Annotated in this window: 26 protein-coding genes and 1 other RNA gene; 19 read left to right on the top strand and 8 right to left on the bottom strand. The window is 63.3% G+C overall.

What is annotated here, in order from left to right; all coding sequences use genetic code 11:
• Positions 1–11: 11 nt before the first annotated feature.
• Genes HNE04_RS07880 through gyrA form a run of 3 tightly spaced genes read right to left on the bottom strand, consistent with a single transcriptional unit; the run spans position 12 to position 4,606 of the window.
• Entirely contained in the window at positions 12–884 is an 873-nt protein-coding gene (locus tag HNE04_RS07880) for a prephenate dehydrogenase (protein WP_172217984.1), read from the bottom strand.
• A 9-nt stretch (positions 885–893) separates the two neighbouring features.
• Positions 894–1,976 (bottom strand): prephenate dehydratase, encoded by a 1,083-nt coding sequence (gene pheA, locus HNE04_RS07885; protein WP_172217985.1) that lies wholly within the window; start codon positions 1,974–1,976, stop codon positions 894–896.
• Positions 1,973–4,606, bottom strand: a complete 2,634-nt coding sequence (gene gyrA / locus HNE04_RS07890; RefSeq protein WP_172217986.1) for a DNA gyrase subunit A — start codon at positions 4,604–4,606, stop codon at positions 1,973–1,975. Before gyrA ends, pheA begins: the two co-directional genes overlap by 4 nt.
• A 229-nt stretch (positions 4,607–4,835) precedes the next feature.
• On the opposite strand from gyrA, the gene ompA reads away from it, so the two are divergent.
• The 8 genes from ompA to HNE04_RS07930 all read left to right on the top strand — a co-directional run bounded on the left by ompA (position 4,836) and on the right by HNE04_RS07930 (position 11,210).
• Positions 4,836–5,510, top strand: coding sequence for an outer membrane protein OmpA (gene ompA / locus HNE04_RS07895; protein WP_172217987.1), 675 nt, complete (start codon positions 4,836–4,838; stop codon positions 5,508–5,510).
• A gap of 65 nt (positions 5,511–5,575) precedes the next feature.
• Positions 5,576–6,286, top strand: coding sequence for a bifunctional 2-polyprenyl-6-hydroxyphenol methylase/3-demethylubiquinol 3-O-methyltransferase UbiG (gene ubiG, locus HNE04_RS07900; RefSeq protein ID WP_172217988.1), 711 nt, complete (start codon positions 5,576–5,578; stop codon positions 6,284–6,286).
• Entirely contained in the window at positions 6,286–6,960 is a 675-nt protein-coding gene (locus HNE04_RS07905) for an HAD family hydrolase (protein WP_172217989.1), read from the top strand. The genes ubiG and HNE04_RS07905 overlap by 1 nt, the downstream gene beginning before the upstream one ends.
• A gap of 12 nt (positions 6,961–6,972) precedes the next feature.
• Positions 6,973–7,358, top strand: a transfer-messenger RNA (tmRNA) gene (gene ssrA / locus HNE04_RS07910).
• A gap of 207 nt (positions 7,359–7,565) precedes the next feature.
• Positions 7,566–8,321 carry a glycosyltransferase family protein gene (locus HNE04_RS07915; protein WP_207717481.1) on the top strand — a complete coding sequence of 252 codons (756 nt, stop codon included), beginning with the start codon at positions 7,566–7,568 and terminating at the stop codon, positions 8,319–8,321.
• A gap of 27 nt (positions 8,322–8,348) precedes the next feature.
• Positions 8,349–9,026: a PIG-L deacetylase family protein gene (locus HNE04_RS07920; RefSeq protein ID WP_172217991.1), complete on the top strand. Its 678-nt coding sequence runs from the start codon at positions 8,349–8,351 to the stop codon at positions 9,024–9,026.
• Positions 9,027–9,094: 68 nt separating this feature from the next.
• Positions 9,095–10,132, top strand: a complete 1,038-nt coding sequence (locus tag HNE04_RS07925; RefSeq protein ID WP_172217992.1) for an NAD-dependent epimerase/dehydratase family protein — start codon at positions 9,095–9,097, stop codon at positions 10,130–10,132.
• A 13-nt stretch (positions 10,133–10,145) separates the two neighbouring features.
• Positions 10,146–11,210, top strand: coding sequence for a hypothetical protein (locus HNE04_RS07930; RefSeq protein ID WP_172217993.1), 1,065 nt, complete (start codon positions 10,146–10,148; stop codon positions 11,208–11,210).
• Between the two features lie 14 nt (positions 11,211–11,224).
• Here the strand turns inward: HNE04_RS07930 and HNE04_RS07935 are convergent, their stop codons facing one another.
• From HNE04_RS07935 to HNE04_RS07950, 4 genes are read right to left on the bottom strand one after another with little or no spacing between them, the layout of a single operon-like run.
• Entirely contained in the window at positions 11,225–11,953 is a 729-nt protein-coding gene (locus tag HNE04_RS07935) for an SDR family oxidoreductase (protein ID WP_172217994.1), read from the bottom strand.
• Positions 11,950–13,266, bottom strand: coding sequence for a DUF4910 domain-containing protein (locus HNE04_RS07940; RefSeq protein ID WP_172217995.1), 1,317 nt, complete (start codon positions 13,264–13,266; stop codon positions 11,950–11,952). Before HNE04_RS07940 ends, HNE04_RS07935 begins: the two co-directional genes overlap by 4 nt.
• A 14-nt stretch (positions 13,267–13,280) precedes the next feature.
• Positions 13,281–13,811, bottom strand: a complete 531-nt coding sequence (rfbC, locus tag HNE04_RS07945; RefSeq protein WP_172217996.1) for a dTDP-4-dehydrorhamnose 3,5-epimerase — start codon at positions 13,809–13,811, stop codon at positions 13,281–13,283.
• Positions 13,808–15,064 (bottom strand): class I SAM-dependent methyltransferase, encoded by a 1,257-nt coding sequence (locus HNE04_RS07950; protein WP_172217997.1) that lies wholly within the window; start codon positions 15,062–15,064, stop codon positions 13,808–13,810. Before HNE04_RS07950 ends, rfbC begins: the two co-directional genes overlap by 4 nt.
• 193 nt (positions 15,065–15,257) lie before the next feature.
• On the opposite strand from HNE04_RS07950, the gene HNE04_RS07955 reads away from it, so the two are divergent.
• Complete coding sequence (locus HNE04_RS07955) at positions 15,258–15,440, top strand: hypothetical protein (protein ID WP_172217998.1); 183 nt, start codon at positions 15,258–15,260, stop codon at positions 15,438–15,440.
• 53 nt (positions 15,441–15,493) lie between these two features.
• A complete protein-coding gene (locus tag HNE04_RS07960) occupies positions 15,494–16,216 on the top strand; it encodes a pseudouridine synthase (protein ID WP_172217999.1) in 723 nt (240 codons plus the stop codon).
• On the opposite strand, the gene HNE04_RS07965 is transcribed toward HNE04_RS07960, so the two are convergent.
• Positions 16,217–16,990 carry an alpha/beta fold hydrolase gene (locus HNE04_RS07965; RefSeq protein WP_172218000.1) on the bottom strand — a complete coding sequence of 258 codons (774 nt, stop codon included), beginning with the start codon at positions 16,988–16,990 and terminating at the stop codon, positions 16,217–16,219. It lies immediately after the preceding gene.
• A gap of 97 nt (positions 16,991–17,087) precedes the next feature.
• Here HNE04_RS07965 and HNE04_RS07970 point away from each other — a divergent pair, with 97 nt between their 5' ends.
• The 9 genes from HNE04_RS07970 (at position 17,088) to ntrC (ending at position 26,482) form a co-directional block, all read left to right on the top strand.
• Positions 17,088–18,041: a YncE family protein gene (locus HNE04_RS07970; protein WP_235964873.1), complete on the top strand. Its 954-nt coding sequence runs from the start codon at positions 17,088–17,090 to the stop codon at positions 18,039–18,041.
• The gene (locus HNE04_RS07975; RefSeq protein ID WP_172218002.1) at positions 18,007–18,819 is read left to right on the top strand and encodes a polysaccharide deacetylase family protein; all 813 of its coding nucleotides are present in this window, start codon (positions 18,007–18,009) and stop codon (positions 18,817–18,819) included. Before HNE04_RS07970 ends, HNE04_RS07975 begins: the two co-directional genes overlap by 35 nt.
• A 2-nt stretch (positions 18,820–18,821) precedes the next feature.
• Entirely contained in the window at positions 18,822–19,805 is a 984-nt protein-coding gene (locus HNE04_RS07980; RefSeq protein ID WP_172218003.1) for a sterol desaturase family protein, read from the top strand.
• A gap of 110 nt (positions 19,806–19,915) precedes the next feature.
• On the top strand, positions 19,916–20,788 hold the full coding sequence (locus HNE04_RS07985; RefSeq protein WP_172218004.1) for an EI24 domain-containing protein: 873 nt from the start codon (positions 19,916–19,918) through the stop codon (positions 20,786–20,788).
• Positions 20,763–21,587, top strand: coding sequence for a competence/damage-inducible protein A (locus tag HNE04_RS07990; RefSeq protein ID WP_172218005.1), 825 nt, complete (start codon positions 20,763–20,765; stop codon positions 21,585–21,587). Before HNE04_RS07985 ends, HNE04_RS07990 begins: the two co-directional genes overlap by 26 nt.
• 208 nt (positions 21,588–21,795) lie before the next feature.
• A complete protein-coding gene (glnA, locus tag HNE04_RS07995; protein ID WP_172218006.1) occupies positions 21,796–23,214 on the top strand; it encodes a type I glutamate--ammonia ligase in 1,419 nt (472 codons plus the stop codon).
• A 156-nt stretch (positions 23,215–23,370) separates the two neighbouring features.
• Entirely contained in the window at positions 23,371–23,865 is a 495-nt protein-coding gene (locus HNE04_RS08000; RefSeq protein WP_172218007.1) for a hypothetical protein, read from the top strand.
• Positions 23,866–23,869: 4 nt separating this feature from the next.
• The gene (gene glnL, locus HNE04_RS08005; protein ID WP_172218008.1) at positions 23,870–24,943 is read left to right on the top strand and encodes a nitrogen regulation protein NR(II); all 1,074 of its coding nucleotides are present in this window, start codon (positions 23,870–23,872) and stop codon (positions 24,941–24,943) included.
• A 33-nt stretch (positions 24,944–24,976) separates the two neighbouring features.
• Positions 24,977–26,482 carry a nitrogen regulation protein NR(I) gene (ntrC, locus tag HNE04_RS08010; protein ID WP_172218009.1) on the top strand — a complete coding sequence of 502 codons (1,506 nt, stop codon included), beginning with the start codon at positions 24,977–24,979 and terminating at the stop codon, positions 26,480–26,482.
• Positions 26,483–26,525 lie beyond the last annotated feature (43 nt).

Here is a 26,525-nt window from a genome sequence, read left to right on the forward strand (position 1 = left end):
CAGGGCGCTCGTCATTTCTTGGAGGTGCCCATGCGCCAATGCGCGCGGGTCTCGCTGGCCTGGTTGATCAGGTCTTCCAGGGCTTCGCCGTTGCCGCTCTCGATCATCAGTTCCATGGCGTGGAGCGTGCGCTGAAAGACCTTGGACTGGGCCAGCAATTCCTGCCGGTTGGCCAGCAGGATGTCGCGCCACATCTTGGGATCGCTCGCGGCGATACGGGTGAAGTCGCGAAAGCCCGGGCCGGCCAGGGAGAGGTAGTCCTTGCCGTGGTTCTGCGAAGTAATGCCGTTGATGAGCGCGAAGGCGATGAGGTGGGGCAGGTGGCTCACGGCGGCGAAGGCGGCGTCGTGGTCATCGGGCGTCATCTTCAGCACGTTGCAGCCCAGCCCTTCCCAGACTTGGACGGCTTTTTCGGCCTGAGCCGGATGCGTGCGATCGATGGGTGTCAGGATGATCTGCTTGCCCGTGTACAAGTCGGGATCGGCGTGCTCCACCCCCGACACTTCCTTGCCGGTGATCGGATGGCAGGGCACGAACGAGCCGATGTGGTCGCGCAGCACGCGGCGGGCCGAATCGATGACGTCGCGCTTGGTGGAGCCCACGTCCATGATCAGCATGTCGTTGGTGACCAGGTGCTTGATGGCCTTGAGCGTGGCCTCGGTCGCTGAGACCGGCACCGCCAGCAACACGATGTCGGCCCCCGAAACGGCCAGCAGGGCAGACGGCGCCTCGACGTCGATCACGCCCATGGACAACGCACGTTGCGTGGTGGACGGCGATTTGCTGTAGCCGACGACGCGTTTCACCAGACCGGCGCGCTTGAGCGCCAGGGCGAAAGAGCCCCCCATGAGGCCGCAGCCGATCAGACCAAGTTGCTCGAACATATTTTCGTTTTAATCGCCGACGGGATAGGTGCCTAGCACCTTGTAGAAGGCACAGAGGGACTGGAGATCTTTGAGCGCCGCAGCCACATGAGGCTGCGAGGGGTGGCCTTGCACGTCGATATAGAAATAGTATTCCCACTGGCCGGATCGCGCCGGCCGCGACTCGAACCTCGTCATGGAGACACCATGCTGTTTGAGCGGGACCAGGATGTCGTGGACAGCGCCGGGCCGGTTGGGAACGGAAACCACCAGGCTGACGCAGTCGCGGCCGGAGGCCTGCGGCGCTTCCAGGGTCTGCGGCAGGCAGATTACGGCGAAGCGTGTGCGGTTGAACGGGTCGTCCTGGATGGCGTGCGCTGCGATGTGCAGGCCGAATTCGCTGCCGGCGCGTTCCCCGGCGATGCCGGCCCACGCCGGGTTGGTGGCCGCCAGCCGGGCGCCCTCGGCGTTGCTCGACACCGCGCGGCGCTCGGCCTTCGGCAGGTGCTTGTTCAACCAGCCCTGGCACTGCGCCAGCGCCTGGGGATGGGCCAGCACCACCTCCACGCCATCCAAGGAATTGGACAGGCGCAAAAGGTGATGGCGCACCAGCAGGCTGATCTCGCCGACGATATGAAGGGGCGAGTGCAGCAGCAGGTCGAGCGAACGCGTGACCACGCCTTCGCTGTTGTTCTCCACCGGCACCACGCCGAAATCGGCCGTGCCCGCGGTCGCCGCATGGAACACCTCGTCGAAGTTGACGCAGGGCACATGCTCGATGCTGGAGCCGAAGAACTGCACCGCGGCCTGCTCGCTGAAGGTGCCGGCCGGGCCCAGGTAGGCCACGCGCTGCGGCGCTTCCAACGCCCGGCAGGCCGACATGATTTCGCGCCAGATGGTCGCGACGTTGCTTGCCTTCAGCGGCCCCGGGTTGGCGGCCTGAAGGCCGTTGATGACCTGGGCCTCGCGGTCGGGGCGGAACACGGTCGAGCCTTCCGCGCGTTTGAGGTCCCCGACCTCGTTGGCCAGTGCCGCCCGGCGATTGAGGGCGGCCAGCAGTTCGCGATCGACGGCATCGATCTCGTTGCGCAGCTGGGCCAGGTCCTTTTTCATGCGGCCTCGTCGTTGCCGGCCGGGTCTTCCTCACCCTCGGCGGCCTGCGCGTCGTTTTCGACGATGCGCTGGAGCCCGCTCAGCTTGGAACCCTCGTCCAGGCCGATCAGGGTGACGCCCTGGGTGGCGCGGCCCAGCTCGCGGATTTCGCTGACACGGGTGCGGACCAGGACGCCCTTATCGGTGATCAGCATGATCTCGTCGTCGGCGTGGACCAGCGTGGCGGCGACCACCTTGCCGTTGCGCTCGCTCTGCTGGATCGCGATCATGCCCTTGGTGCCGCGGCCATGCCGGGTGTATTCGGTGATGCTGGTGCGCTTGCCATAGCCGTTGGCCGTGGCCGTCAGCACGCTTTGCTGTTCGTCCTCGGCCACCAACATGGCGATCACGCTTTGTCCGGGGTCCAGCGCCATGCCGCGCACACCGCGCGCTGCGCGGCCCAGCGGCCGCACGTCATCCTCGTCGAAGCGCACCGCCTTGCCGCCGTCGGAGAACAGCATCACGTCATGCTTGCCGTCGGTCAGCGCCGCGCCGATCAGGTAGTCGCTTTCGTCCAGGTTCACGGCGATGATGCCGCCCTTGCGCGGGTTGTTGAACTCGTCCAGGGCCGTCTTCTTCACAGTGCCCATGCTGGTCGCCATGAACACGAAGTGGTCGGCCGGGAAGCTGCGGAACTCACCGGTCAGCGGCAACACCACGTTGATCTTCTCGCCTTCCTGCAGCGGGAACATGTTGACGATGGGCCGGCCGCGCGAACCGCGCGAGCCCGCGGGCACTTCCCAGACCTTGAGCCAGTAAAGCCGGCCGCGGTTGGAGAAGCACAGGATCCAGTCGTGGGTGTTGGCGATGAAGAGCTGGTCGACCCAGTCGTCTTCCTTGGTCGCCGTGGCCTGCTTGCCGCGTCCGCCGCGTTTTTGCGCGCGATATTCGGAAAGCGGCTGGCTCTTGATGTAGCCCGAGTGGGACAACGTCACCACCATGTCGGTGGGCGTGATCAGGTCCTCGGTCGCCAGATCCTGGGCGTTGTGCTCGACCAGGCTGCGGCGCGCGCCCAGCTTGGTGTCACCGAACTCCTGCTTCAGCGAAGTGAGTTCCTCGCTGATGATGGTGGAGACCCGGGCCGGCTTGGCCAGGATGTCGAGCAGGTCCTCGATCTCGGCCATCACGTCCTTGTATTCGGCAACGATCTTGTCCTGTTCCAGGCCGGTGAGGCGCTGCAGGCGCATCTGCAGGATTTCCTGGGCCTGCGTATCGGACAAGCGGTAAAGGCCGTCGCTGCCCATGCCGAACTCTCGCTCGAGCCCGTCCGGCCGGTAGTCGTCGGCGTTGACGATGCCGCCATCGGTGCGGGTGCGGGTGAGCATCTCGCGCACCAGCTGGCTGTCCCAGGACCGGCTCATCAGTTCGGCTTTCGCCACCGGCGGTGTCGGGGCGTTGCGGATGATCGCGATGAAGTCGTCGATGTTGGCCAGCGCGATCGCCAAGCCTTCCAGCACGTGGCCACGCTCGCGCGCCTTGCGCAGGGCGAACACGGTACGCCGCGTCACCACTTCGCGCCGGTGCTGCAGGAAGACCTGGATGAGGTCTTTCAAGTTACACAGGCGGGGCTGGCCGTCGATCAGGGCCACCATGTTGATGCCGAAGGTGTCCTGCAGCTGGGTCTGCTTGTAGAGGTTGTTCAGGACGACTTCAGGGACTTCGCCGCGCTTCAACTCGATGACCAGGCGCATGCCCGACTTGTCGCTCTCGTCCTGGATGTGGCTGATGCCCTCGATCTTCTTCTCGTTGACCAGCTCGGCCATGCGCTCCTGCAGCGTCTTCTTGTTCACCTGGTAGGGCAGTTCGTCGACGATGATCGCCTGGCGCTGGCCCTTGTCGATGTCCTCGAAGTGGCATTTCGCGCGCATGACCACCTTGCCGCGGCCGGTGCGATAGCCTTCTTTGACGCCATTGATGCCGTAGATGATGCCGGCGGTGGGAAAGTCGGGCGCGGGCACGATCTCCATCAGCTCATCGATGCTGGCCTCGGGGTTGCGCAGCAGGTGCAGGCAGGCATCGACCACCTCGTTGAGATTGTGCGGCGGGATGTTGGTGGCCATGCCCACCGCAATGCCGCCCGAACCGTTGACCAGCAGGTTGGGCAGTTTGCTGGGCAATACCAGCGGCTCTTTTTCGCTGCCGTCGTAGTTGGGGCCGAAGTCGACGGTTTCCTTGTCGATGTCGGCAAGCATCTCGTGCGCGATCTTGGACAGCCGGATTTCGGTGTAACGCATGGCCGCCGCGTTGTCGCCGTCGACCGAGCCGAAGTTGCCCTGGCCGTCCACCAGCATGTGGCGCATGGAAAAATCCTGCGCCAGGCGAACGATGGTGTCGTAGACCGACTGGTCACCGTGCGGGTGGTACTTACCGATCACGTCGCCCACGATACGCGCCGACTTCTTGTAGGGACGGTTCCAGTCGTTATTGAGCTCGTGCATTGCGTAGAGCACGCGGCGGTGAACGGGCTTGAGGCCGTCACGGGCGTCGGGCAACGCACGGCCCACGATCACGCTCATGGCGTAATCGAGGTAGCTGCGCCGCATTTCCTCTTCAAGACTGATGGGCAGGGTTTCTTTGGCGAATTGGGTCATTAGGAGGAGGCTGAGGCGGCGCGAAGCCTTTGATTTTACGTTGAAGGGCCATGTCGCGAACCCGCAACAAAATGGGCTGAATGAGGTTTTGTCCTACGTGGCTTGCACGCCTTATGCGTTGATTGTGTAAGGACGTGTGGCACAATAAGTTTGACGCTTTTGGTGATGGTCACCTTAAGCGTAGTATTTTCGCAGCGCGGCTGCGGCTTTTTCCCCGAAGAGGAGAACCATGAAGAAACTGAATAAAGTGGCGCTGATGTTTGCAGCCGCTGCGTTGGCAACCGCCGCAGGTGCGCAAACTCGCGTTACGGCAGCCGACGGCGGCAACCGTATCGACAACTGGGTCAATGCATCCGGCGACCTGGTGTGGAAGAACGGCACCAACGAACTGTGCTGGCGCAATTCCAACTGGACGCCTGCCACCGCCGCCAAGGGCTGTGATGGTGCCCTGGTCGCCGCTGCTCCGGCTCCCGCTCCCGTGGCAGCCGCCCCGGCGCCGGCCGTGACTCCTCCGGCTCCCGCTCCGGCTCCCCAGCCGCCGGCCGCCACCAAGGTGACCTACGCCGCTGACGCTTTCTTCGACTTCGACAAGTCTGTGCTCAAGCCTGAAGGCAAGGCCAAGCTCGACGACCTGGTCGGCAAGGTCAAGGATATTAACCTGGAAGTTATCATCGCCGTCGGCCATACCGACTCGGTGGGCTCCGATACCTACAACCAGAAGCTGTCCGTGCGCCGCGCTGAAGCCGTCAAGGCTTACCTGGTGTCCAAGGGCATCGAAAAGAACCGCGTGTACACCGAAGGCAAGGGCGAGAAGCAGCCTGTGGCCGACAACAAGACCGCCGAAGGCCGCGCCAAGAACCGCCGCGTGGAAATCGAAGTGGTCGGCACCCGCGCCAACCGCTAAATCCTTGGCGATTCCAGAAAAAGCCCCGGCGACGGGGCTTTTTTTATGGCTACCATCGGGTCTCCATGACCGAGACAACCGTAAACGCTGACCCGGCCGAACTGGCCAAGTTTTCCGAGCTCGCCCACCGCTGGTGGGATCCCGAGAGCGAGTTCCGCCCGCTGCACCAGATCAACCCGCTGCGGCTGGAGTGGATCCAGTCGCACCTGCCCCTGGCGGGCAAGCGCGTGCTGGACGTGGGCTGCGGGGGCGGCATCCTCTCCGACTCCATGGCCCGCAAGGGCGCCCAGGTGCTGGGCATCGACCTGGCGGCAAAAGCCTTGAAGGTCGCGCAATTGCACGCTCTGGAAGCGCAAACGCCGAATGTCGCCTACCGCGAGGTCAGCGTCGAGGCGCTCGCCGCCGAAGAGCCTGGCTCATTCGATGCCGTCACCTGCATGGAGATGCTGGAGCATGTGCCCGATCCCGGCTCGGTGGTGCGCGCCTGCAGCCGGCTGGTGAAGCCGGGCGGCTGGGTGTTTTTCTCCACCATCAACCGCAACCCTAAATCTTTCGTTTTTGCCATCGTGGGCGCGGAGTACCTGCTCAACCTGCTTCCCCGGGGCACCCACGAGTACCTGAAATTCATCCGGCCCAGTGAGCTGGCCGCTCACGCTCGCACGGCCGGCCTTGAGCTGGTGCACACGCGCGGCATGGAATACAACCCGCTCACACGCCGCTATTGGCTGTCGGGCGACACCAGCGTGAACTACATGTTCGCCACGCAGAGGGCCTGATGTTCAGTGATATCCGTGCGGTGCTGTTCGACCTCGACGGCACCCTGATCGACAGTGCGCCGGACCTGGGAGTGGCGGCCGACAAGATGCGGCTGGATCGCGGCCTGCCATCCCTGCCGCTCGAGCGCTACCGTCCCATGGCCGGCGCCGGCGCGCGTGGCATGTTGGGCGTGGCTTTCGGCATCACGCCCGAGCATCCCGACTACCCCGCGCTACGGGAGGAGTTCTTCGCCAACTACGAAAACTGCATGACCGAGCGAACCTATGTTTTCCAGGGCATTGCCGAGCTCATCGCCCAACTGCTGGGCCAGGGCCTGGCCTGGGGTGTGGTGACGAACAAGTCGATGCGCTTCACCCAGCCGCTGACGCAACGCATGAGCTTGTTCGCCACTGCCTCGGCCGTGGTCGGCGGGGACAGCACCCCGCACGCAAAGCCCCATCCCGCCCCTTTGCTGGAGGCAGCGCGGCAGTTGCGGCTCGATCCGGCTCGCTGTATCTACGTGGGGGACGACGAGCGCGATGTGGCCGCCGGCTTGGCGGCCGGCATGGGCACCGTGGCCGCCACTTACGGCTACCTCGGCAGTAACGCCGACACCATGCTCTGGGGGGCTCATGCCCACATTCATTCACCGCTTGAATTGCTGGCGCTCTTGAAATCACAGCGGCAGGCGTAAAATACGAGGCTTGGGGCTGCACTGGTTTCGACGTGGGTTCGGACGCGTGGCAGGGCATGTCGAGCTGAATGTGCTCGTAAAACAGATTCAAACAAACTAACTGCAAACGACGAACGTTTCGCACTCGCCGCTTAATTGCCGGTGAGCTTTGCAACAGCAGGCCTATGGGCTGGGCAAGGGGTCTTTAGCGCAAGTTAAGGGCTCCCGGCTGCAAAGATAATTTCATAGGCTGGTTTCGTGTCGGGTAACTTGGCACGGAACGAGAAAAGAGGTTACTGGCGTCTTGTATAGCGTGCCGCTGCGCGATACAGGAGGCGAGACTCAATCAGACGGCTACACATGTAGAACTGTGCGAAGAAGGCTTGCGGACGCGGGTTCAATTCCCGCCAGCTCCACCACTACAGCGGACAAGGGCCGCCGGGAATCTGTTCCTGGCGGCCCTTTTTCCTTGGCAAATATCCGGACATCTGTACTAGCACAAGGAGGACAAAACTCCTGTATCCAAGGCATGCGCGGGGTGCACATTTCATGGGTATGAAGCTGCTTTGCGGCCAGCGGAGGCACAACGCGTCATGAAGGTCGTCCTGTTTTGCGGAGGGCTCGGCATGCGCATTCGCGATGCCGAGAACCTGCCCAAGCCGATGGTGCAAATCGGCTTGCGGCCCTTGCTGTGGCATGTGATGAAGTACTACGCCCACTTCGGCCACAAGGATTTCATCCTCTGCCTGGGACACCGGGCCGACGCCATCAAGAACTACTTCCTCAACTACAACGAGTGCATCTCCAACGACTTCATCCTGTCCGCAGGGGGCAAGAACCTGGAGCTCATAAGCAGCGACATCGAGGACTGGCGCATCACTTTCGCGTACACCGGGATCAATTCCAATATTGGACAGAGATTGAAGGCGGTGGAGAAGTATCTGGAAGGGGAGACCGAGTTCCTGGCCAATTACAGCGACGGCCTCACGGACCTGCCGTTGCCCCAGCAACTGGAACACTTCCGCCGGCAGGGCAAGGTGGCGAGCTTCCTGTGCGTGCGGCCGAACCTGAGTTATCACGTCGTTTCACTCCAGGAGGGTACCAACCTCGTGGCTGACATCCATGCCATCGACAACGGCGATGTGCGCGTCAACGGCGGCTTTTTCATCTTCAAGAAAGAGATATTCAACTACATAGGGGACAAGGAAGAACTGGTCGAGCAGCCGTTCCACAGGCTGCTCCAGGAGCGGCAGTTGATGGGCTATCCCTACGACGGCTTCTGGGCCAGCATGGACACTTTCAAGGACAGGCAGCAGCTGGAAAGCCTGTACGCGACCGGGGCCGCCCCGTGGGAAGTGTGGAGAACCAATGGCAAGGGCTAACGACAAACGGCGCCGCAGGGGGCCCCTATGCTGCAGCTAGGCCTGCCACGCGATCCGGCGGCGCCCCTCACCCTGTTGTGCCTGGGGGCCCACTCGGACGACATTGAAATCGGTTGCGGCGGGACCGTTCTGCAGTTGCTTTCCGCCCGTTCCAATCTGCGCGTGGTGTGGGTGGTGTTCAGTTCCGCCGGCGAGCGCGAGAGGGAAGCTCGTACCAGTGCGTCGCTCTTTCTCCAGCAGGCCAGAGCGCAAGAGGTCATCGTGATGAACTTCCGCGACGGATTCTTCCCGTACCAGGGGGCGGATATCAAGGAGTCCTTCGAGGAGCTCAAGATAAATGTCGATCCGGACCTGATCTTCACCCACTATCGCGATGACCGGCACCAGGACCATCGCACCATCAGCGAACTGACCTGGAACACATGGCGCCGGCATCTGATCCTGGAATACGAGATTCCGAAGTACGACGGTGACCTGGGCGCTCCAAATTGTTTCGTGCCTCTCAAGAAGGAAGTTTGCGCACGCAAGATCAAGAACATCTGCGATGTGTTCAAGAGCGAAAGCAACAAGGCATGGATGACCGAAGATACCTTTCGGGCAATCTTGCGGTTGCGCGGGGTCGAGTGCGCTGCCCCGGACCAATATGCCGAGGCGTTCTATTGCCGAAAGCTTATTCTTGGGACAGAACTCAGCAATGAGAACTGACACACGAACGCACGTGTCTGAGCTACGATCACAGCGGATTTGACAAACGCCACAGGGAGTCATCGCAAATGAGGCTGCTCGTCAGCGGAGTCGAGGGCTACATCGGCTGTCTTCTCGCACCGTTGCTGCAGGCACGCGGGCACGAGGTTGTCGGGCTGGATACCGGGTACTACCGCGATGGCTGGTTGTTCAGCGATCGCAAATTGATACCGGGATTTCCGCGCACCATCAATCGCGACATACGCGAGATCCAGCTGGGCGATGTGCAGGGAGTGGACGCCATCGTGCACATGGCAGAGCTGTCCAATGATCCGCTGGGCGAGAACAATCCCGAGCTGACGTACGAGATCAATCACCGGGCTTCGGTTCGGCTTGCCGAGCTGGCGCGGGACGCCGGTGTGAAGCGGTTCGTCTACACGTCTTCCTGCAGTGTCTACGGTGTCGCCGATGGCGCGGAGCCCATGAACGAGCGCTCGCCCACCAGTCCGCAGACCGCGTACGCCAGGTGCAAGACACTGGTCGAGCGCGACGTCGGCGCCATGGCTTCGTCCACCTTCTCGCCGACGTTCCTGCGCAACGCAACTGCCTACGGCGCGTCACCGAGGATGCGCTTCGATATCGTGTTGAACAATCTCTGCGGTGTCGCCGCCACGACGGGCCGGATCGTCATGACGAGCGATGGCTCGCCCTGGCGGCCGCTGGTGCATGTGCTGGACATCTGCGAGGCGATCGCCTGCGTCCTCGAAGCGCCGCGGGAGGCGGTCCACGGTGAGGTATTCAACGTCGGCCATGACGCCGACAACTACCAGGTTCGCGAGATCGCGCAGATCGTCGCGCAGGCTTATCCCGGCTGCCAGCTGTCGTACGGTCCCCCCGGGGGCGACAATCGCAGCTACCGGGTCAGCTTTGCCAAGATCCGCGACCGGCTGCCCGGCTTTCGTTGTGCCTGGGATGCGCGCAAAGGGGCCCAGCAGCTCCATGACGTATTCGAACGCATCGCCATCGACTCGGCTGTATTCAACGCCCGGCCTTTCACACGCCTGAAGCAGATCAAGTATTTGAGCGTGTCCGGACAGGTCGATGAACGGCTCTTCTGGCGGTATTGAGTCGTCCCATCCGATGAGACCGAGGATCGTCTTTCTGGTGATGTCGGCCGTCAGCAAGCCGGCGACGATAGAGCAACTCGCCCGTGCCCTGGCGCCCCACCTCGTGCTGGTCCATCACGATTTCTCGCAGACGCCCAACTTCCCGCTCACGGCTCCGAACGTGCGGTTCGTGCCGAATCCCAAGCAGACCGGTTGGGCCGTGTTCGGATTCGTCGAAGGAATCTTCCATTCGTTGCAGTACGCGATGGCGAACATCGACTTCGATTATTTGCAGCTGCTTAGCCCGACGTGCCTGCCCATCAAGCCCCTCGAACAGTTCGAGGCGCACGTGTCGGGAGGCGCGGATGCCCATTTCGACTGCATCGATCTGCTGGGTGACCGCGATGCCTTGATGTCGGTCGGTTATCGGGCATTGACGCCCGAGAGGTCATTCCGCCACCGGGTAGTGAGATTCCTGTCGCTTTCGTACTTCGGCGCGACGTCCGGCCGGCGAGACGAGGCCGGAATCTGGCTGCGAAGCGGCGCCGGCAGGGGGGTCATGCCATGGATTGCGTTTGCCACCGTCAAGGCGCTTTCCCGGCCATGGATAGGGCGCCATATCTTCGATGAATCGTTTCGTCCGTATTACGGAACGACCTGGTTCGGCGCGCGCCGCAACGTCATCGGTGGCATGGTGGACATGTTTTCCCGACCCGCTGTCCACGACTATTTCAGCCGCCTGCGGATTTCCGACGAATTCCTCATCCCTACGCTGCTGATGCACCTGGGGCCGCGCAAGGGGCCCATGAACCATTTCATCCAGAAATACGACGACGCCCACCCGGGCGAATTCCATGAGGAGCACTTCGAACAACTCAGGAGATCCGACGCCTTTTTTGCCCGCAAGTTTGCGGACAATCCGGCGGCGCCTGCTCGCGTGAAGGTGCTGCGTGAATTGGCCGCGACCGACGCCTTCACGCCATCGGACCTGCCCCTTGCTTCGCCGCCTCCGGCACGCGCCCCACAGGAAGACATCAGGAAAGAAACCTCGGGCGCAAGGGGTACGCCCTGGGTTTCGCCAAGCAGGCCCGCCACCTGAAATGGCGCACTTGTTCAGTAAGATTTCACGAGCGGCCGCATACTGATTTCGGTGATCTCGATGGTACGCGGCAGAGTCAAGGCGTGGATGGCCACCGCGGCCACGTCCTCTGGCTGCATGAGCAACTCCGGCTGGTATGCCTTGCCCTCCGTAGCATGAAGGGCGGCCTGCATCGGGCTTGCCGTGCGGCCCAGGAACAGGCTGAGTACCCGCACGCCGGCCGGATTGACTTCTTCCCGCAAGCTGTCCGCGACCGCCTTCAGTGCGTGCTTGCTGGCCGCGTACTGGCTTGCATTCGCCTTGGCTGCATATCCGGCGCTCGAGTTCAGGAACAAGACCTGTCCCTGTCGTGATTTGAGCGCCGGCAAGAGTCCCTGGGTCAAGACATAGGGCGCGCGTACGTTGGTTTTGTAGTGGCTGTCCAAGCGGTCGGCAGCTGCGGATTCGAGCGGACCCAACCATATGACCCCGGCGCCATGCACAAGGATATCGACGGCCTGAACATCACGCTTGATGGCTGCAATGAGCTCGTCGACTTCGTGGTCCACCGACAGATCGGCCTGAAAACAGTGGTGGCGTCCCGCCTTCCCTTTGGCGGCGTCGACTACCGATTGCAAGGTCTCCAACTTTCGGCCGACCAGGCAGAGGCTCGCGCCCTGTGCAGCGAGTTCCAACGCGATCGCCTTGCCAATCCCGCTGCTTGCGCCGGTCACTACGGCAACCTGATTTTCCAGTGTGTTCATGCCGGCGCCAGCAAGTCATGGCGGAACAACATTTCCGCCGCATTCTTTATCACTTCAAAAGACAGCCCGGACCGCTCGGCGATATCGAGCAGGCTGAAGCTTCCATCCGATAGATTCAGGACCCACAACATGGCCATCTCCAGTTGCTTGATGTTGTTGCCGCCCATGACACTGTAAAGGCCGCGCTTGCCCAATTGGGGTTCGCACTTCGGATTCCGGTTGACGTAACTGCGGTTGTGCTCGAGCACGTCGAACACCGAGAGAATCGTCGCCAAAGACTCGGCCAGCGCTCCCGGATCGACGAAGCCCAGATCGTCCGCGGACGTGTGGTACTGCGGAAATTGGCCGTGGTGGCTGCGCATCAGGCAACCGACGGCCAGGTTGAATCCAGGCGAGCAGTACTGCCGCTCGTCATAGCCGTAGGGAGAAAATTCCACGGTGGTGTGGCCGCTTCCGGAGTGCTTGAGGATGTGCTCCACAGCGAGATCGATCTCCGCATTGCCGCGGCGGCTCTTCTTGTAAGTGAAGTTGCCGCGGTCGCCGATGCAGGTGAGGACCAGGCCGTGCGCAATCGCACGGGCGCGATCTTCATTCAAGCTGAGCCAGGTGATCGAGCCGATGGTCCCCGGGATGAACAGGAACCGGTACGAATAGCGCAGCGGCACCTGGCTCAGGTGTTGGGCCAGGAAAGTGGCGACCGCCACCCCCGAAAGATTGTCGTTGCACAGGGAAGGGTGGCAGGCGTGGCAGGAAACAAGCACTTCCTGCGCCGAGGCGCCTTTCAGCAGGCATTCGCCGTAGGTCAGGTGCCCGTCTTGCAGCGTGGAATCGATGCAAACCTCGTATTCGTCCTCGGCCATTTCCTCCAGCTGGCGGTGGGGCAGGCAGAAGCCCCAATCCTCCTTGTAATAGGAAGTGCGATACGGGATCAGATCCGGCTGATCGGGCAGGGTGTGCAGATGGGGCCGCAGCTGGGCCAGCGACATCTGGCCCCGGACGGGCACGCTGTAGTTCATCACGTGCAGGTTGTGGCGGCGAAAGTCGATGACTCGTTCGCCGCTCGAACTCTTCACATAAGCCTCGCGGATATTCCATTCGCGAGGCACGGTCCAGTCGAACACCTGGGTGCCGCTGGGCACTTCATGCATTTCGAGCGGGATCTCTTTTCCGACCCGCGCCAGTGTCTGGCGAAGGCCGTCGCCGGTGATGCTGCGGCATATCGGATAAAGCTCACGTATCAGCGCATGGATGGCGGGGCCGATCGCCTGCGGGTCGAGCGCGGCTCGAAGCTGGGCGAGATCGGTGGTCGGCATGTCGGTCGGCAAGGTCAGCCGGTGAAGTCAGGATAGGTCCGGTCGCGGTCCAGCATCACCGGGTCGGCGATCATCCACTTGATGCCGAACGCCGGATCGTCGTAGCGAACCCCGCGCGCATGATCCGGTGAATAGAACTGCGACATCTGGTAGAAGATTTCGGTGTTGTCTTCGAGCGTTTGAAAGCCGTGCGCAAAACCCTCGGGCACATACATCATCCGGTAGTTGGCGGCGCTCAGCACTTCGCCCACATGCTGCTTGTAGGTAGGCGAGTCGCGCCTCAAGTCGATGATGACGTCGTACGCAGCGCCGGCGGTGCAGCGAACCAGCTTGGCTTCTTCGAACGGGGCCGCCGCGTAGTGCATGCCGCGCAGCGTTCCCTTCAGCCGGTTGAACGAAATATTGCACTGCGCGATGGCGGGGTTCAGGCCGTGGGCCAGGAACTCCTCCTGGCACCAGGAACGAGCGAAAAAGCCGCGCTCGTCGTCGCGTCTTTCCAGTTCGAGAATGAAGGCGCCCTTCAGCCTGGTCTCGGTGAAGATCATGGCAAGACCTCCACCTCGGGGATGGGCACTACCAGTTTTCCGCCCCATTCGCGGATGTAGGACAACTGTTCCCGGATCTCGTTCTTCAGGTTCCAGGGCAGGATCAGGACGTAATCGGGCCGGGTCTCGCGAATCTTTTCCGGGGGAAAGATCGGGATGCGGGTGCCGGGAAGAAACTTGCCGTGCTTGTAGGGGTTGCGGTCCACCGTGTAGTCCAGGAAGTCGGTGCGGATGGCGCAATAGTTGAGGAGGGTGTTGCCCTTGCCCGGGGCGCCGTAGCCGGCGATCGACTTGCCGGCCTGCTTGGCTTCGATCAGGAAGGCCAGGATCTTTCGTTTGGTTTCCTTGACCCGCTCGTCGAAGGAAAAATAGGTTTCTAGCCGGGTGAATCCGGCTCTCTCTTCCCGGTCCGCCAGTTCCCGGACGCGATCGGTCACCGGGTGCGAGAGGTCTTCAGCGTGCCTGGCATACACCCGCAACGAGCCACCGTGGGTAGCGAGCTCCTCCACATCGAAAACCGCGAGGCCGAACCTGGCCAGGATCTTCATCGTGGTGAGGAAAGAGAAGTAGGAAAAGTGTTCGTGGTAGATGGTGTCGAACTGGTTACCTTCCATCAACCGCATCAGGTGGGGAAACTCCAGCGTGATCACGCCTTGGGGTATGAGCAGTGTCTTCATGCCCTCGACGAAGCTGCAGATGTCCGGAACCTGCGCGAGCACGTTGTTCCCGACGATCAGGTCGGCTCGGGTACCGTCGCTCACCATCTCGGCCGCCATCTCCCGGCCGAAAAATCTCACCAGCGTGGGGATGCCTTTCCTGGTCGCCTCCCTGGCGACATTCGCGGCCGGCTCGATGCCCAGCACCGGGACGCCTTGCTCCATGAAGTATTGCAGCAGGTAGCCGTCATTGCTGGCCAGTTCCACCGCCAGGCTGCGCTCGCCCAATTGGAAGCGCTTGACCATCAGCTCCGTGTAGGCCTTGGCATGGGCCAGCCAGCTGTCCGAATAGGAAGAGAAGTAGGCGTATTCGGTGAAGATGTGTTCCGGGCTGATGTATTCCTGCAGCTGCACCAGAAAGCAGTGTTCGCACACGAACACATGCAGCGGATAGAAAGCCTCCATCTGGTTCAACTGGTCCGCCGGCAAGAAGCTTTCGCAGGGCGGCGACATGCCCAGATCGGTGAACGTGTGGCGCAAGGCCGAGCCGCAGAAGCGGCACGAAGCGGCCCGGGCTGAATTTGCGGCGAGGGACATGACCGAATACTCTCGTCAATATCAGAGTCACATTTTGTGGGCGATATCCTCGGTCACCATGGGACTGTTCTCCCGATTTTGTCCTACACATATGCGAATCCGTCCTACAGCGTCGAGTTCGCACTGGCCCTAGATTGTGCGTGAGGCGGCAGCGCCGCCTTCATGTCCCAAGCATGTGTCCACAGGATGAGCTATGCATCAATCGCCGCAAAAAAAACTTGCGAACCGCCGCGAAAAATACTCCGAGTTCGACCCCACGGATACCGACGCCGATCGCCGGCCGTATCGCCCAAGCCAACCGAAGGCCCGCAAGTTCGCCCTGCGCGACGAACCCTGGCGTGAGTCGCGCTCGGAGCGCAATCACAGCGAAAACTAGCCTGCGCCCCTTCTCGCGCGCTGCCCCTGGTGCGGCGCTGAGATACTCGGGGCATGCAACTGCAGGACATTCTGTTTTCCCAGGGGTTTGGAACCCGCCGCGTTTGCGCCGGCCTGATCCAGCAAGGCCGCGTGAGCGTGGACAGGCAGCCGGTGACGGATGCCGCCGCGGAGTTCGAGGCGGCCGGCTTGCGCTTTGCCGTCGGCGGGGTGGAGTGGGAGTACCACGAAAAGGCGTATCTCCTGCTGCACAAGCCCGCAGGAACCGAGTGTTCGCGCAAGCCCTCGGCTTACCCCAGCATCTACACCTTGCTGCCACCGCCGCTGCGCCAGCGTCCCCAGAAGGCCGCTACGCAGGGGGTCCAGGCGGTGGGCCGCCTGGACCAGGACACGACCGGCATGCTGCTCCTCACCGACGACGGGCAGTTCATCCACCGGATGAGCTCGCCGCGCCATCACGTGCCCAAGGTCTACGAGGTGACCGCCAAGCATGCGGTCGACGAGCGCCAGATCGGCCGCTTGCTCGAAGGCGTCGTCCTCGATGATGACCCCCGGCTGGTGCGGGCGGCCGCCTGCGAACTTGCCGGGGAGCGGCTGCTTCGCCTCACCCTGACCGAAGGCAAGTACCACCAGGTCAAACGGATGATCGCGGCCGTGGGCAACCGGGTCGAGGGGCTGCATCGCTCGCGCATCGGCGGCCTGGCGCTTCCTGCGGATCTCGCGCCGGGCCAGTGGCGCTGGTTGTCCCCCGCCGATCTGGCCCTGCTGGAGCCCTGATCAGGGCAGTTTCGCCAGGAACTCCACGATTCGCTGATTCACCCGGTCCGGCTGGTCGCGATGCGGGGAATGGCCGCACTGCGGCAGGACCAGCCGGGAGAACGGGCCGCGCGTCGGCTCGATGTCGTCGATCTGTTGCAGCGATCCGTAGGGATCGTCCTCGCCCTGGATGGCCAGGATCGGGGCCTGGATGTGGCGGCACTCGGACCGGATATCGAAGAGGCGAAAGCCGGGGCTGAGCCAGATGTCGTTCCACTGCCAGAACGCGCAGTCCACGTCGGCGTGATAGCGCTTCAGGCGCTCCCGAAGGTCGCCGGATTCATAGGCTTCGCGTGCCTGCGCGATGGCTTGCACCGACCGGTCTTCCACGATGACGTGCGGCGCCATGACCACGCAGGCGGTCACGGGCAGATGGCTGGCGTGTAACAAGGCGATGGTGCCGCCGTCCGAATGGCCCAGCAGCAGCGGGCTTTCGATATCCAGCGCCTCGAGCAACGCCGGCAGCACGTCCACGGCCTCGCGGTGCATGTAATCGGGCCCCAGGCGGCCGGCTCCCCGCACGTCGGGAATGTTTTCCGACTGGCCATAGCCCCGGCGCGAATAGACGACGCCCGCGCGCCCGGTGGCGGCACAGACCTGGGCGGGCCAGTCGCGCCACATGGCCACCGACCCCAGGCCCTCGTGCAGAAAAATAATTGGTGCCAGGCGTCGGCCGGCAGAGGCTGCCAAGCGTTGAACCTCGAGTCCGGCGCCGTTGACCTTCATCAAATCCATCGGGGGATATTACGGGAACGGCGAAGCCCGCCGGATACACTCTTATGTTCCCCTGGAAGCGTCTTTTGTGAACTTTCTATCGCGTTGCCTCGTCCTTTTGCCGGCGGCATTCTTTGCCGCCGTTTCTTTTGCGGAGGGCGCGGGCGCGCCCCCGATCTTCGTACTGAACTCCCTGGATGGCAGCGTCAGCGTGGTGGACCCCCTGAACTGGAAGGAGGTCAAGCGCCTGCCTACCGGCAAGGAACCGCATCACCTGTACATGACGCCCGACGAGAAGTCCGTCATCGTGGCCAACGCGCTGGCCGACTCGCTGACGTTCATCGATCCCCGCACGGCGGAGATCCAGCGCACGGTGCGGGGCGTACTCGATCCCTACCATCTGCGCTTTTCGCCCGACATGAAGTGGCTGGTGATTGCCGGCAACCGTCTCAATCACGTCGATATCTATCGCTGGGACGGCAAGGAGGCGCAGCTGGCCAAGCGCATCGCCACAGCCAAGACTCCCAGCCACATCTGGATCGACGGCAAGAGCACGACCGCTTTCGTGAGCATGCAGGACAGCGACGAACTGGTGGCGCTGGACCTGGCAAGCCAAGCGCTGACGTGGCGCGTGAAGACCGGCCCGATGCCTGCCGACGTGTTCGGAACGCCCGACGGCAAGAACTTGCTGGTCGGCATGACCGGCGGCGATTCGGTCGAGGTGTATGACGTGAGCGGCAAGGAAGCCAAGCTTGCCAAGAAGATCAAGACCGGCGCGGGCGCCCATGCATTTCGCGCTGTGGGCGACGGCCGGCATGTGTACGTGACCAACCGCGTTGCCAACACCATCGGCAAGATCGACCTGCAGACGCTGGCGCTGGTCGACACCTTCCCCGCGCCGGGCGGACCCGACTGCATCGAGGTACTGGCCGGCGGCAAGCTGCTTTTGGTGACCTCGCGCTGGGCCAAGAAACTCACCCTGATCGACATCGAGACGAAGAAGATCGTCGGGCAGGTCAAGGTAGGAAAGTCTCCCCATGGCGTCTGGACGCTGGCGCACGCGCCTCGCTGAGGCCAGCCGGCTGACGCTGGCCGCGGTCGCGCTCTTGACGGGCCCGGCCGTGGCCCTGGCATGCGACAGGCCCGTGTACCTCACGCTGGACACCGGGCACATGGAAGTGGCGCCCTTGATCGCGGAAGTGCTGGCGCGCCAGCAGGTGAAGGTCACCTTCTTCGCCGCGAACGAGCGAACCAAGACCGGCGACGGCAGCCTGGGATCCCACTGGGCGCCCTGGTGGAAGGCCCGCGCGGCCGAAGGGCATGAGTTCGCTTCGCACACCTGGGATCACGTCTATTGGCGCGGCGACCTGCCGGGGACGCCGCCGCGATTTCGCGTGCGTGCAACGGCCGGTCCCAACGAGGGGCGCGACTTCGTCTGGACGGCGGCGCAATACTGCGGACAGATCGAGAAGGCGGCACAGCGTCTGCAAGAAGTGACGGGAAAGCGGCCGCTGCCCCTGTTTCGCGCGCCCGGCGGCAAGACCTCGCCTGCGTTCCTGCAGGCCACCAAAGCCTGTGGGTACGAACACGTGGCCTGGTCGCCCGCCGGATTCCTGGGCGACGAGTTGCCCAGTGAGACGGCCAGCAACGAAGCATTGCTGAAGAAGGCGCTGCGCGACGTTCGAAGCGGCGACATCCTCCTGGCCCATCTGGGAATCTGGTCGCGTAAGGACCCCTGGGCGCCGGCGGTGCTCGAGCCACTCATCGTAGGCCTGAAGCAAAAGGGGTTCTGCTTCTCGACCTTGCGCGATCACCCGGCTTACCGGGACTGGATCGCCAACGCGCGCTGACCATGGACTGGATCGAAGACGCTTTTTCCTGGGTGCAGCAGTGGCTGTTCGAAACGCTCATGCAGCCGGCGATGTTCGCGCTGGGCCTGGGCCATTTGCTCGAGGACGGCTACGCTGCAAGCGGCTGGCTGCTGGTGGGGCTGATCCAGATCGCCATCCTGGTCGCCGTGATCGGCCCCCTGCAGCGCTGGCGGCCGGTGGAGCCCGTGAGCGACCGCGCCACCATCCGCACGGACGTGCTGTACACCCTTGTCCATCGGCTCGGCCTGTTCCGCGTGGCCTTGTTCTTTGTCGTCGATCCCTGGTTCGACGAGCTGTTCGGCATGGTGCGGGTGGCGGGCTTCGGCACATTCCATCTCGACCAGTTGTGGCCTGGTGTTACCGACAACGCGCTGGTGAGCTTCGCCATCTACCTGGTCGTGTTCGATTTCGTGGATTACTGGATGCACCGGGCGCAGCATGGCCTGAACTGGTGGTGGAGCCTGCACTCGCTGCACCACGCGCAGCGCCAGATGACGATGTGGAGCGACAACCGCAATCACCTGCTCGACGACCTGCTGCGCGACAGCCTGCTCGTGTTGCTGGCGCAGCTGATAGGCGTTGCGCCCGGGCAGTTCGTGGCCATCGTCGCCGTCACCCAGCTGAGCGAAAGCCTGCAGCACGCCAACCTCCGGTTGTGGTTCGGGCGGGTGGGCGAGCGGCTGTGGATCAGCCCGCGCTTTCACCGCCTGCATCACAGCATCGGCATCGGCCACGAGAGCGGTGAAACCGGCCCGGTGATCGTGCAAGGGCGCAGCCCCGCGCTCGGCGGGCACAACTTTGGCGTGCTGTTTCCCTGGTGGGACATGCTGTTCGGCACAGGCAACTTCGAGCAGCGCTACGACCCCACGGGGGTGCGCGACCAGGTCGAACAGGGGCGCGACTATGGGCGCGGCTTCTGGTCGCAGCAAGGGCTGGGACTCAAGCGCCTGTTCGGCAAGGGATAGCCGCGTACGCGCTATGCTGCGCGGATGATCGCAGTGCAGAACCGCTTCAAGCAAGATCACGCCCCCTCGGGGGGCAGTGCAGCCGCCTTGGCGGCAAACGTGGGGGCCCATTGACATTGTTTCTGGATTCGTTCTGGCGGGCGGTGGCTTACTGCTTGCACCCGCGCGTGATCGCGCTGTCGTTCCTGCCGCTGGTCGTGATGGTGGTGCTGTCACTGGGACTGGGCTACTTCTATTGGGACGCGACGCTGGAGTGGGTGCGTGGGCTGCTCGAATCCTCCGATCTCATGAAGAGCGTGTGGGCGTGGCTGCAGGGCGTGGGCGCCGGGAGCCTCAAGACGGTCGTGGCCCCGCTGATCGTGATCTTCGCCCTGACGCCGCTGATCGTGTTGCTGTCGCTGCTGATGGTCGCGATTTTCATGGGCCCCGCCTTGTCGGCGCTGGTGGCCGAGCGGCGCTTCACGCACCTGGAGCGCAAGCGCGGCGGCTCGCTCGCGACCAGCATCGCCTGGTCGCTGGGCTCGACGGCGCTGGCCTTGCTGGCCCTCGTGATCTCGCTGCCGCTGTGGCTGGTGCCGCCGCTGATCTTGATCTTGCCGCCCCTGATCTGGGGTTGGCTCACCTATCGCGTGATGGCCTTCGATGCGCTGTCGGAGTACGCCAGCACGGAGGAACGGCGCGAGGTCTTTCGCAGGCACCGGCCCTGGCTGCTGGGCATAGGCGTGCTCACGGGCTATCTCGGGGCGGCGCCCAGCATCGTCTGGGCTTCGGGCGCCCTGTTCGCTGCGGCCTTCGTGATCCTGGTTCCCCTGGCCATCTGGATCTACACCCTGGTGTTCGCCTTCGCGTCGCTCTGGTTCGCCCACTATTGCCTGGCTGCGCTGGAAAGGCTTCGTGCCGAGCCGCCCCCCGCGCCGCCGTATTCCCCGCCCGCCCCGCCGCCGTTAGCATTGGCGGATGACACAGGCAACCCCCCAAGCTGAGCCAGCCCTCGTGGGCTTGGTGATCGTCGGCGACGAAATCCTCTCCGGCAAACGTGCCGACAAGCACATGCCCAAGCTCATCGAACTGCTGGCCGCGCGCGGCCAGCAGCTGGCGTGGGCCGAGTACGTCGGCGACTCGCCCGAGCGCATCACCGCCACGCTGCAGCGCGCGTTCGCCTCGGGCGACCTCGTGTTTTCCTGCGGCGGGATCGGCGCGACCCCCGACGACCATACCCGCCAGTGCGCGGCCAAGGCGCTGGGCGTCGAGCTCGAACTGCATCCCCAGGCCGAAGCCTTGATTCGGGAACGCATGCAGGACATCGCGCGGGAGCAGGGGACGGCGTACGAGGCCGACCGGCCGGACAACATCCACCGGCTGAACATGGGCGTGTTCCCCAAGGGTGCGCGGCTCATCCCCAATCCGTACAACAAGATTCCCGGCTTCAGCGTGGGCCATGTGCACTTCGTGCCGGGCTTTCCGGTGATGGCCTGGCCGATGATGGCGTGGGTGCTCGACACCCATTACCAGCATTTGTTCCGAGAGAAAGCCTACGCCGAGAAGTCCGTCATCGTGTTTGGGGCCATGGAGGCCGCCCTGACGCCGCTGATGGAGGAGATCGAGCGTGACCACCCCGGCGTCAAGGTGTTCAGTCTGCCCAGTGTGGATCACCCGGAATACGGCCGCCACATCGACCTGGGCGTCAAGGGCGAACCCGGCCGGGTGGAGCCAGCCTATGCGCAGTTGCTGGCCGGCCTGCGCAGCTTTGGCGCGCGTCTGGGCCCCGAATTGGTGCGGTAGCGCTGCCGCACCAATTGAGTGCAACGACCTGATTGCACCATTTTGGCGCAATGCTCATCCAAAAGAGCAAGGCTTCCGTAGGGAAAAGGGCCAAAGATCGGGGACAATCGCCAGCTTTGCGGGCCGCGCCATGCACCAGCTTTGGCACAGAAACTGCATTCCAATCCCCGTCCCATATTCTTAACAACCATCCACTAGGAGAACCTTGATGGCAGCCAAGAGCGTCGCAGACGTGATGAAGATGGTGAAGGAGAACGAAGTCAAGTTTGTCGACTTCCGTTTCACCGACACCCGCGGAAAAGAACAACACGTCACTGTGCCCGTTTCTCATTTCGACGAAGACAAGTTCAGCGGCGGCCATGCATTCGACGGCTCCTCGATCGCGGGTTGGAAGGGCATCGAAGCCTCCGACATGCTGCTGATGCCGGATCCGAACACCGCCAACATCGACCCCTTCTTCGAAGAGACGACGATGCTCCTGTCGTGCGACGTGCTCGAGCCGGGCGACGGCAAGGCCTATGACCGCGACCCGCGTTCCATCGCCAAGCGCGCCGAGGCGTACCTCAAGGCATCCGGCCTGGGCGACACCGCGTTCTTCGGACCGGAACCCGAATTCTTCATCTTCGACGACGTGCGCTGGGGCGCCGACGGATCGGGCTCCTTCGTGGAGATCGACGAGTACGAAGCACCGTGGAACACGGGCAAGAAGATCGAAGGCGGCAACAAGGGCCACCGTCCCACCACCAAGGGCGGCTATTTCCCCGTTCCCCCGGTCGACAGCACGCAAGACCTGCGCGCCGAGGTCTCTCTGATCCTCGAATCATTGGGCATCCCGGTCGAAGTGTTCCACCACGAAGTGGCGGGCGCCGGCCAGAACGAGATCGGCACCCGGTTCTCGACGCTGGTCCAGCGCGCGGACTGGACCATCCTCATGAAGTACGTGATCCACAACGTGGCCAATGCCTACGGCAAGACCGCGACCTTCATGCCCAAGCCCATCGTCGGCGACAACGGCTCGGGCATGCATGTGCACCAGTCGGTCTGGAAAGACGGCAAGAACCTGTTCGCCGGCGACGGCTACGCGGGCCTGTCGGACTTCGCGCTGTACTACATCGGCGGCATCATCAAGCACGCCCGTGCCCTGAACGCCATCACCAACCCGGGTACCAACAGCTACAAGCGCCTGGTTCCCGGCTTCGAAGCCCCGGTGAAGCTGGCGTACTCGGCCCGTAACCGTTCGGCCTCGGTCCGCATCCCCTACGTTCCCAACCCGAAGGGCCGCCGGATCGAAGTCCGCTTCCCCGACCCGCTGATGAACCCCTACCTGGGTTTCGCCGCCATGCTGATGGCCGGCCTGGACGGTGTGGAGAACAAGATCCATCCCGGCGAAGCCGCCACCAAGGACCTGTACCACCTGCCGCCGGAAGAAGACGCAAAGATTCCGACCGTGTGCCACAGCCTGGATCAGGCCCTGGATTATCTGGACAAGGGCCGCGGCTTCCTGACCAAGGGCGGTGTGTTCAGCGACACCATGATCGACGCATATATCGAGCTGAAGATGCAGGAAGTGACCCGTTTCCGCATGACGACGCACCCGATCGAGTTCGACATGTACTACTCACTGTGATTGACACGATGCTGTAATTTCTCACAGCATGTGGCACGAAAAGGACGCTTAAGGGCGTCCTTTTCTTTTTGAAATCAACGGCTTATTTGGTTTTCATGAAGGATTGCGCGATACTGTCGAGCCGTCCTATGCATTCCGATGCGGAGGAGCAATCCAATGAAATACGCCTTTTTGATCCCCATGGCCGTTGCCGCGATGGCGGCCAACAGCTACGCCCAAACCCCGGTCTATCGTTGCGCAGGCAACGTGTACACCAATGACGCGGGCGAGGCTCGCGCGAAGGGTTGCAAGACCCTGGAAGGTGGCAACGTCACCGTTGTCCAGGGAACGCGCGTCAATACCTCGGCGACGGTCAAGGTCTCCACGGCCCCGCAAGCCGCCGCAGGGCCGGGCCAGCGCGTCGATGCCGACGAGCAGCGCGCAAGGGACTCGGACGCCCGCGGCATCCTCGAGGCCGAATTGAAAAAGGCCGAAGCGCGCCAGGCCGAACTGGTCAAGGAATACAACAACGGCGAGCCCGAGAAGATGGGGCCGGAGCACCGCAACTACCAGAAGTACCTGGATCGCGTCGCCGAGCTGAAGGCAAACATCGCGCGCAACGAGAGCGACATCGCCGGTATCAAGCGCGAGCTGGGCCGAGTGTCAAAATAAGGGCTTGACCAAGCCGGCGCCACTTCCTACCCGTTTCCAGTCGCTCGACCTCCTGGCCACCCTCGTGGCGGTCGTCGCGGGCGACGGATCCGTCCTCTTCGCCAACTCGGCGCTCGAAGACGCCCTCGGCAGCTCTCGCCGCACGATCGAGGGCTCCAACTTCCCCCAGTGTTTCACCGAACCGCACATCTTGCAGAACGCGCTGGAAGGTGCAAGCAGCAATGAGTTCGCGGCCCTGCGCTACGACGCCTGGCTGGTTCGCCAGAGCCACGCCGAGCCCGTGCCCGTTCACGTGGTCGTTGCGCAGACCGACAGGCCGGGTGAGTGCATCGTGGAACTCCTGCCGCTGGAGGCGCAGGCCAGGCAGGACCGCGAAGAGCGCCTGATCGACCAGGCCCAGGCCAACAAGGAGTTGATCCGCAACCTGGCGCATGAAATCAAGAATCCGCTCGGCGGGATTCGCGGCGCGGCGCAGCTGCTGGAAATGGAGATCGAGTCCAAGGACTTGAAGGAATACACCCGGGTCATCATCCATGAGGCCGATCGGCTGCAAACGCTGGTGGATCGCCTGCTGGCGCCGCACCGCCGGCCGCACGTGGTGGGCGACGTCAACATCCACGAAGTCTGCGAAAGGGTGCGATCGCTGATCCTGGCGGAGTTTCCGCGCGGCCTGAAGGTGGCGCGGGAGTACGACACGTCCATTCCCGAGTTCCGGGGCGATCGCGAGCAACTGATCCAGGCGGTGCTCAACATCGCCCAGAACGCCTGCCAAGCCCTGTCGGAACGGATTTCGGCAGGCGATGCGCAGCTGGTTTTGCGCACCCGCATCGCCCGGCAGGTCACTTTCGGCAAACAGCGCTACCGACTGGCATTGGAATTGCATGTCATCGACAACGGGCCCGGTGTACCGGACTCGATCAGGGACCGCATTTTCTTTCCGCTGGTGTCGGGCAGGGAAGGCGGTTCAGGCCTCGGGCTGACGTTGGCGCAAACCTTCGTTCAGCAGCATCATGGGCTGATCGAGTGCGAAAGCGCGCCCGGGAGGACGGATTTCAAGATACTGATTCCGTTGCCATGAGCAAATGCAGTTGACCTGAGGTGACAAGAACCAATGAAGCCGATCTGGATAGTTGACGATGACCAATCCATCCGCTTCGTGCTGGAAAAGGCGTTGCTGCGCGAAGACCTTCCCACCCGCAGCTTCACCAATCCCCGTGAGGTCCTGCAAGCGCTCGAGTCGGGCGACGACGAGGACGGCCCGCAGATCCTGGTGAGCGACATCCGCATGCCGGGCGGCTCCGGCCTGGATCTTCTTACCAAGGTCAAGGAGAAGCATCCGGGCCTGCCGGTCATCATCATGACGGCCTTCTCCGACCTGGACAGCGCCGTTTCGGCGTTCCAGGGCGGCGCCTTCGAGTACCTGCCCAAGCCCTTCGACCTGCCCAAGGCGATCGAGCTGATCCGCCGTGCGGTGGAGGAGAGCCAGCGCGAGGAAGTGGCCGAGGAACGCATGGCGGCGGCCCCGGAGATGCTGGGCCAGGCGCCGGCGATGCAGGACGTGTTTCGCGCCATCGGCCGCCTGTCGCAGAGCAACGTGACGGTGATGATCACCGGCGAGTCGGGCTCCGGCAAGGAGCTGGTCGCGCGTGCCTTGCACAAGCATTCGCCTCGCGCGGGTGGGCCGTTCGTGGCGATCAACACCGCCGCCATACCCAAAGACCTGCTGGAGTCGGAGCTCTTCGGCCACGAGCGCGGCGCGTTCACCGGCGCCCAGACCATGCGGCGCGGGCGCTTCGAGCAGGCCGAGGGCGGCACGCTGTTCCTCGATGAAATCGGCGACATGCCGTTCGACCTGCAGACGCGCCTGTTGCGCGTGCTGTCGGATGGGCACTTCTATCGCGTCGGCGGCCACAACGCCGTGAAGGCCAACGTGCGTGTGATCGCCGCGACGCACCAGGACCTGGAGCAGCGCGTCAAGGAAGGCGTTTTCCGCGAGGACCTGTTCCACCGCCTGAACGTGATCCGCCTGCGGCTGCCCGCACTGCGCGAGCGCCTGGACGACATCCCCATGCTGGCACGGCATTTCCTGCAGCAAAGCGCCAAGCAGCTGGGCGTGGAGCCCAAGCGTATTTCCGACGCCGCTCTGGTGCGGCTGGCCACCTTCGGTTTTCCGGGCAACGTGCGGCAACTCGAGAACATCTGCCACTGGCTCACGGTGATGGCACCGGCGCAGCTGATAGAACCCAAGGACCTGCCGCCGGAAGTGGGGGCAGGGCCCAGCGAAGCGCCGGCCCCGCGTGCGGCGCAGCCCGCGATCGAAGCGCCACGGGCAGCAACGCCAGACGATGCATCGCCGGCACCTACTGCCGCGCCAGAGATGGCCGCAGCGGTTGCTGACGGTCAGCGCAGCTGGGAGTCGGGCCTGGAAGCGGAGGCGCTGGAGTTGCTGGCGAGCGGCCGGCACGATGTGTGGGACGAACTCACCAAACGCTTCGAATCCAAGCTCATCCTTACCGCATTGGCGAACACCCGCGGCCGCCGGATCGAGGCCGCGCAAAAGCTCGGCATCGGGCGCAACACCATCACCCGCAAGATCCAGGAATTGGGGCTGGAATGAATTGGCTGTCATCCCGGACTTGATCCGGGATCCATGCCAATGA

The organism is Caenimonas soli, assembly GCF_013155545.1.
Lineage (GTDB): Bacteria > Pseudomonadota > Gammaproteobacteria > Burkholderiales > Burkholderiaceae_C > Ramlibacter > Ramlibacter soli.

Coding starts and splice junctions, on each gene's coding strand:
- glnA (WP_172218006.1), top strand. CDS start 21,796: ATGGCAGCCAAGAGCGTCGCAGACGTGATGAAGATGGTGAAGGAGAAC.
- HNE04_RS07935 (WP_172217994.1), bottom strand. CDS start 11,953: ATGAACACACTGGAAAATCAGGTTGCCGTAGTGACCGGCGCAAGCAGC.
- HNE04_RS07940 (WP_172217995.1), bottom strand. CDS start 13,266: ATGCCGACCACCGATCTCGCCCAGCTTCGAGCCGCGCTCGACCCGCAG.
- ompA (WP_172217987.1), top strand. CDS start 4,836: ATGAAGAAACTGAATAAAGTGGCGCTGATGTTTGCAGCCGCTGCGTTG.
- ntrC (WP_172218009.1), top strand. CDS start 24,977: ATGAAGCCGATCTGGATAGTTGACGATGACCAATCCATCCGCTTCGTG.
- HNE04_RS07905 (WP_172217989.1), top strand. CDS start 6,286: ATGTTCAGTGATATCCGTGCGGTGCTGTTCGACCTCGACGGCACCCTG.
- pheA (WP_172217985.1), bottom strand. CDS start 1,976: ATGAAAAAGGACCTGGCCCAGCTGCGCAACGAGATCGATGCCGTCGAT.
- HNE04_RS07990 (WP_172218005.1), top strand. CDS start 20,763: ATGACACAGGCAACCCCCCAAGCTGAGCCAGCCCTCGTGGGCTTGGTG.
- HNE04_RS07960 (WP_172217999.1), top strand. CDS start 15,494: ATGCAACTGCAGGACATTCTGTTTTCCCAGGGGTTTGGAACCCGCCGC.
- HNE04_RS07975 (WP_172218002.1), top strand. CDS start 18,007: ATGGCGTCTGGACGCTGGCGCACGCGCCTCGCTGAGGCCAGCCGGCTG.
- HNE04_RS07915 (WP_207717481.1), top strand. CDS start 7,566: ATGCGCATTCGCGATGCCGAGAACCTGCCCAAGCCGATGGTGCAAATC.
- HNE04_RS07950 (WP_172217997.1), bottom strand. CDS start 15,064: ATGTCCCTCGCCGCAAATTCAGCCCGGGCCGCTTCGTGCCGCTTCTGC.
- gyrA (WP_172217986.1), bottom strand. CDS start 4,606: ATGACCCAATTCGCCAAAGAAACCCTGCCCATCAGTCTTGAAGAGGAA.
- rfbC (WP_172217996.1), bottom strand. CDS start 13,811: ATGATCTTCACCGAGACCAGGCTGAAGGGCGCCTTCATTCTCGAACTG.
- HNE04_RS07980 (WP_172218003.1), top strand. CDS start 18,822: ATGGACTGGATCGAAGACGCTTTTTCCTGGGTGCAGCAGTGGCTGTTC.
- ubiG (WP_172217988.1), top strand. CDS start 5,576: ATGACCGAGACAACCGTAAACGCTGACCCGGCCGAACTGGCCAAGTTT.
- HNE04_RS07930 (WP_172217993.1), top strand. CDS start 10,146: ATGAGACCGAGGATCGTCTTTCTGGTGATGTCGGCCGTCAGCAAGCCG.
- HNE04_RS07965 (WP_172218000.1), bottom strand. CDS start 16,990: ATGGATTTGATGAAGGTCAACGGCGCCGGACTCGAGGTTCAACGCTTG.
- HNE04_RS08000 (WP_172218007.1), top strand. CDS start 23,371: ATGAAATACGCCTTTTTGATCCCCATGGCCGTTGCCGCGATGGCGGCC.
- HNE04_RS07920 (WP_172217991.1), top strand. CDS start 8,349: ATGCTGCAGCTAGGCCTGCCACGCGATCCGGCGGCGCCCCTCACCCTG.
- HNE04_RS07880 (WP_172217984.1), bottom strand. CDS start 884: ATGTTCGAGCAACTTGGTCTGATCGGCTGCGGCCTCATGGGGGGCTCT.
- HNE04_RS07925 (WP_172217992.1), top strand. CDS start 9,095: ATGAGGCTGCTCGTCAGCGGAGTCGAGGGCTACATCGGCTGTCTTCTC.
- HNE04_RS07955 (WP_172217998.1), top strand. CDS start 15,258: ATGCATCAATCGCCGCAAAAAAAACTTGCGAACCGCCGCGAAAAATAC.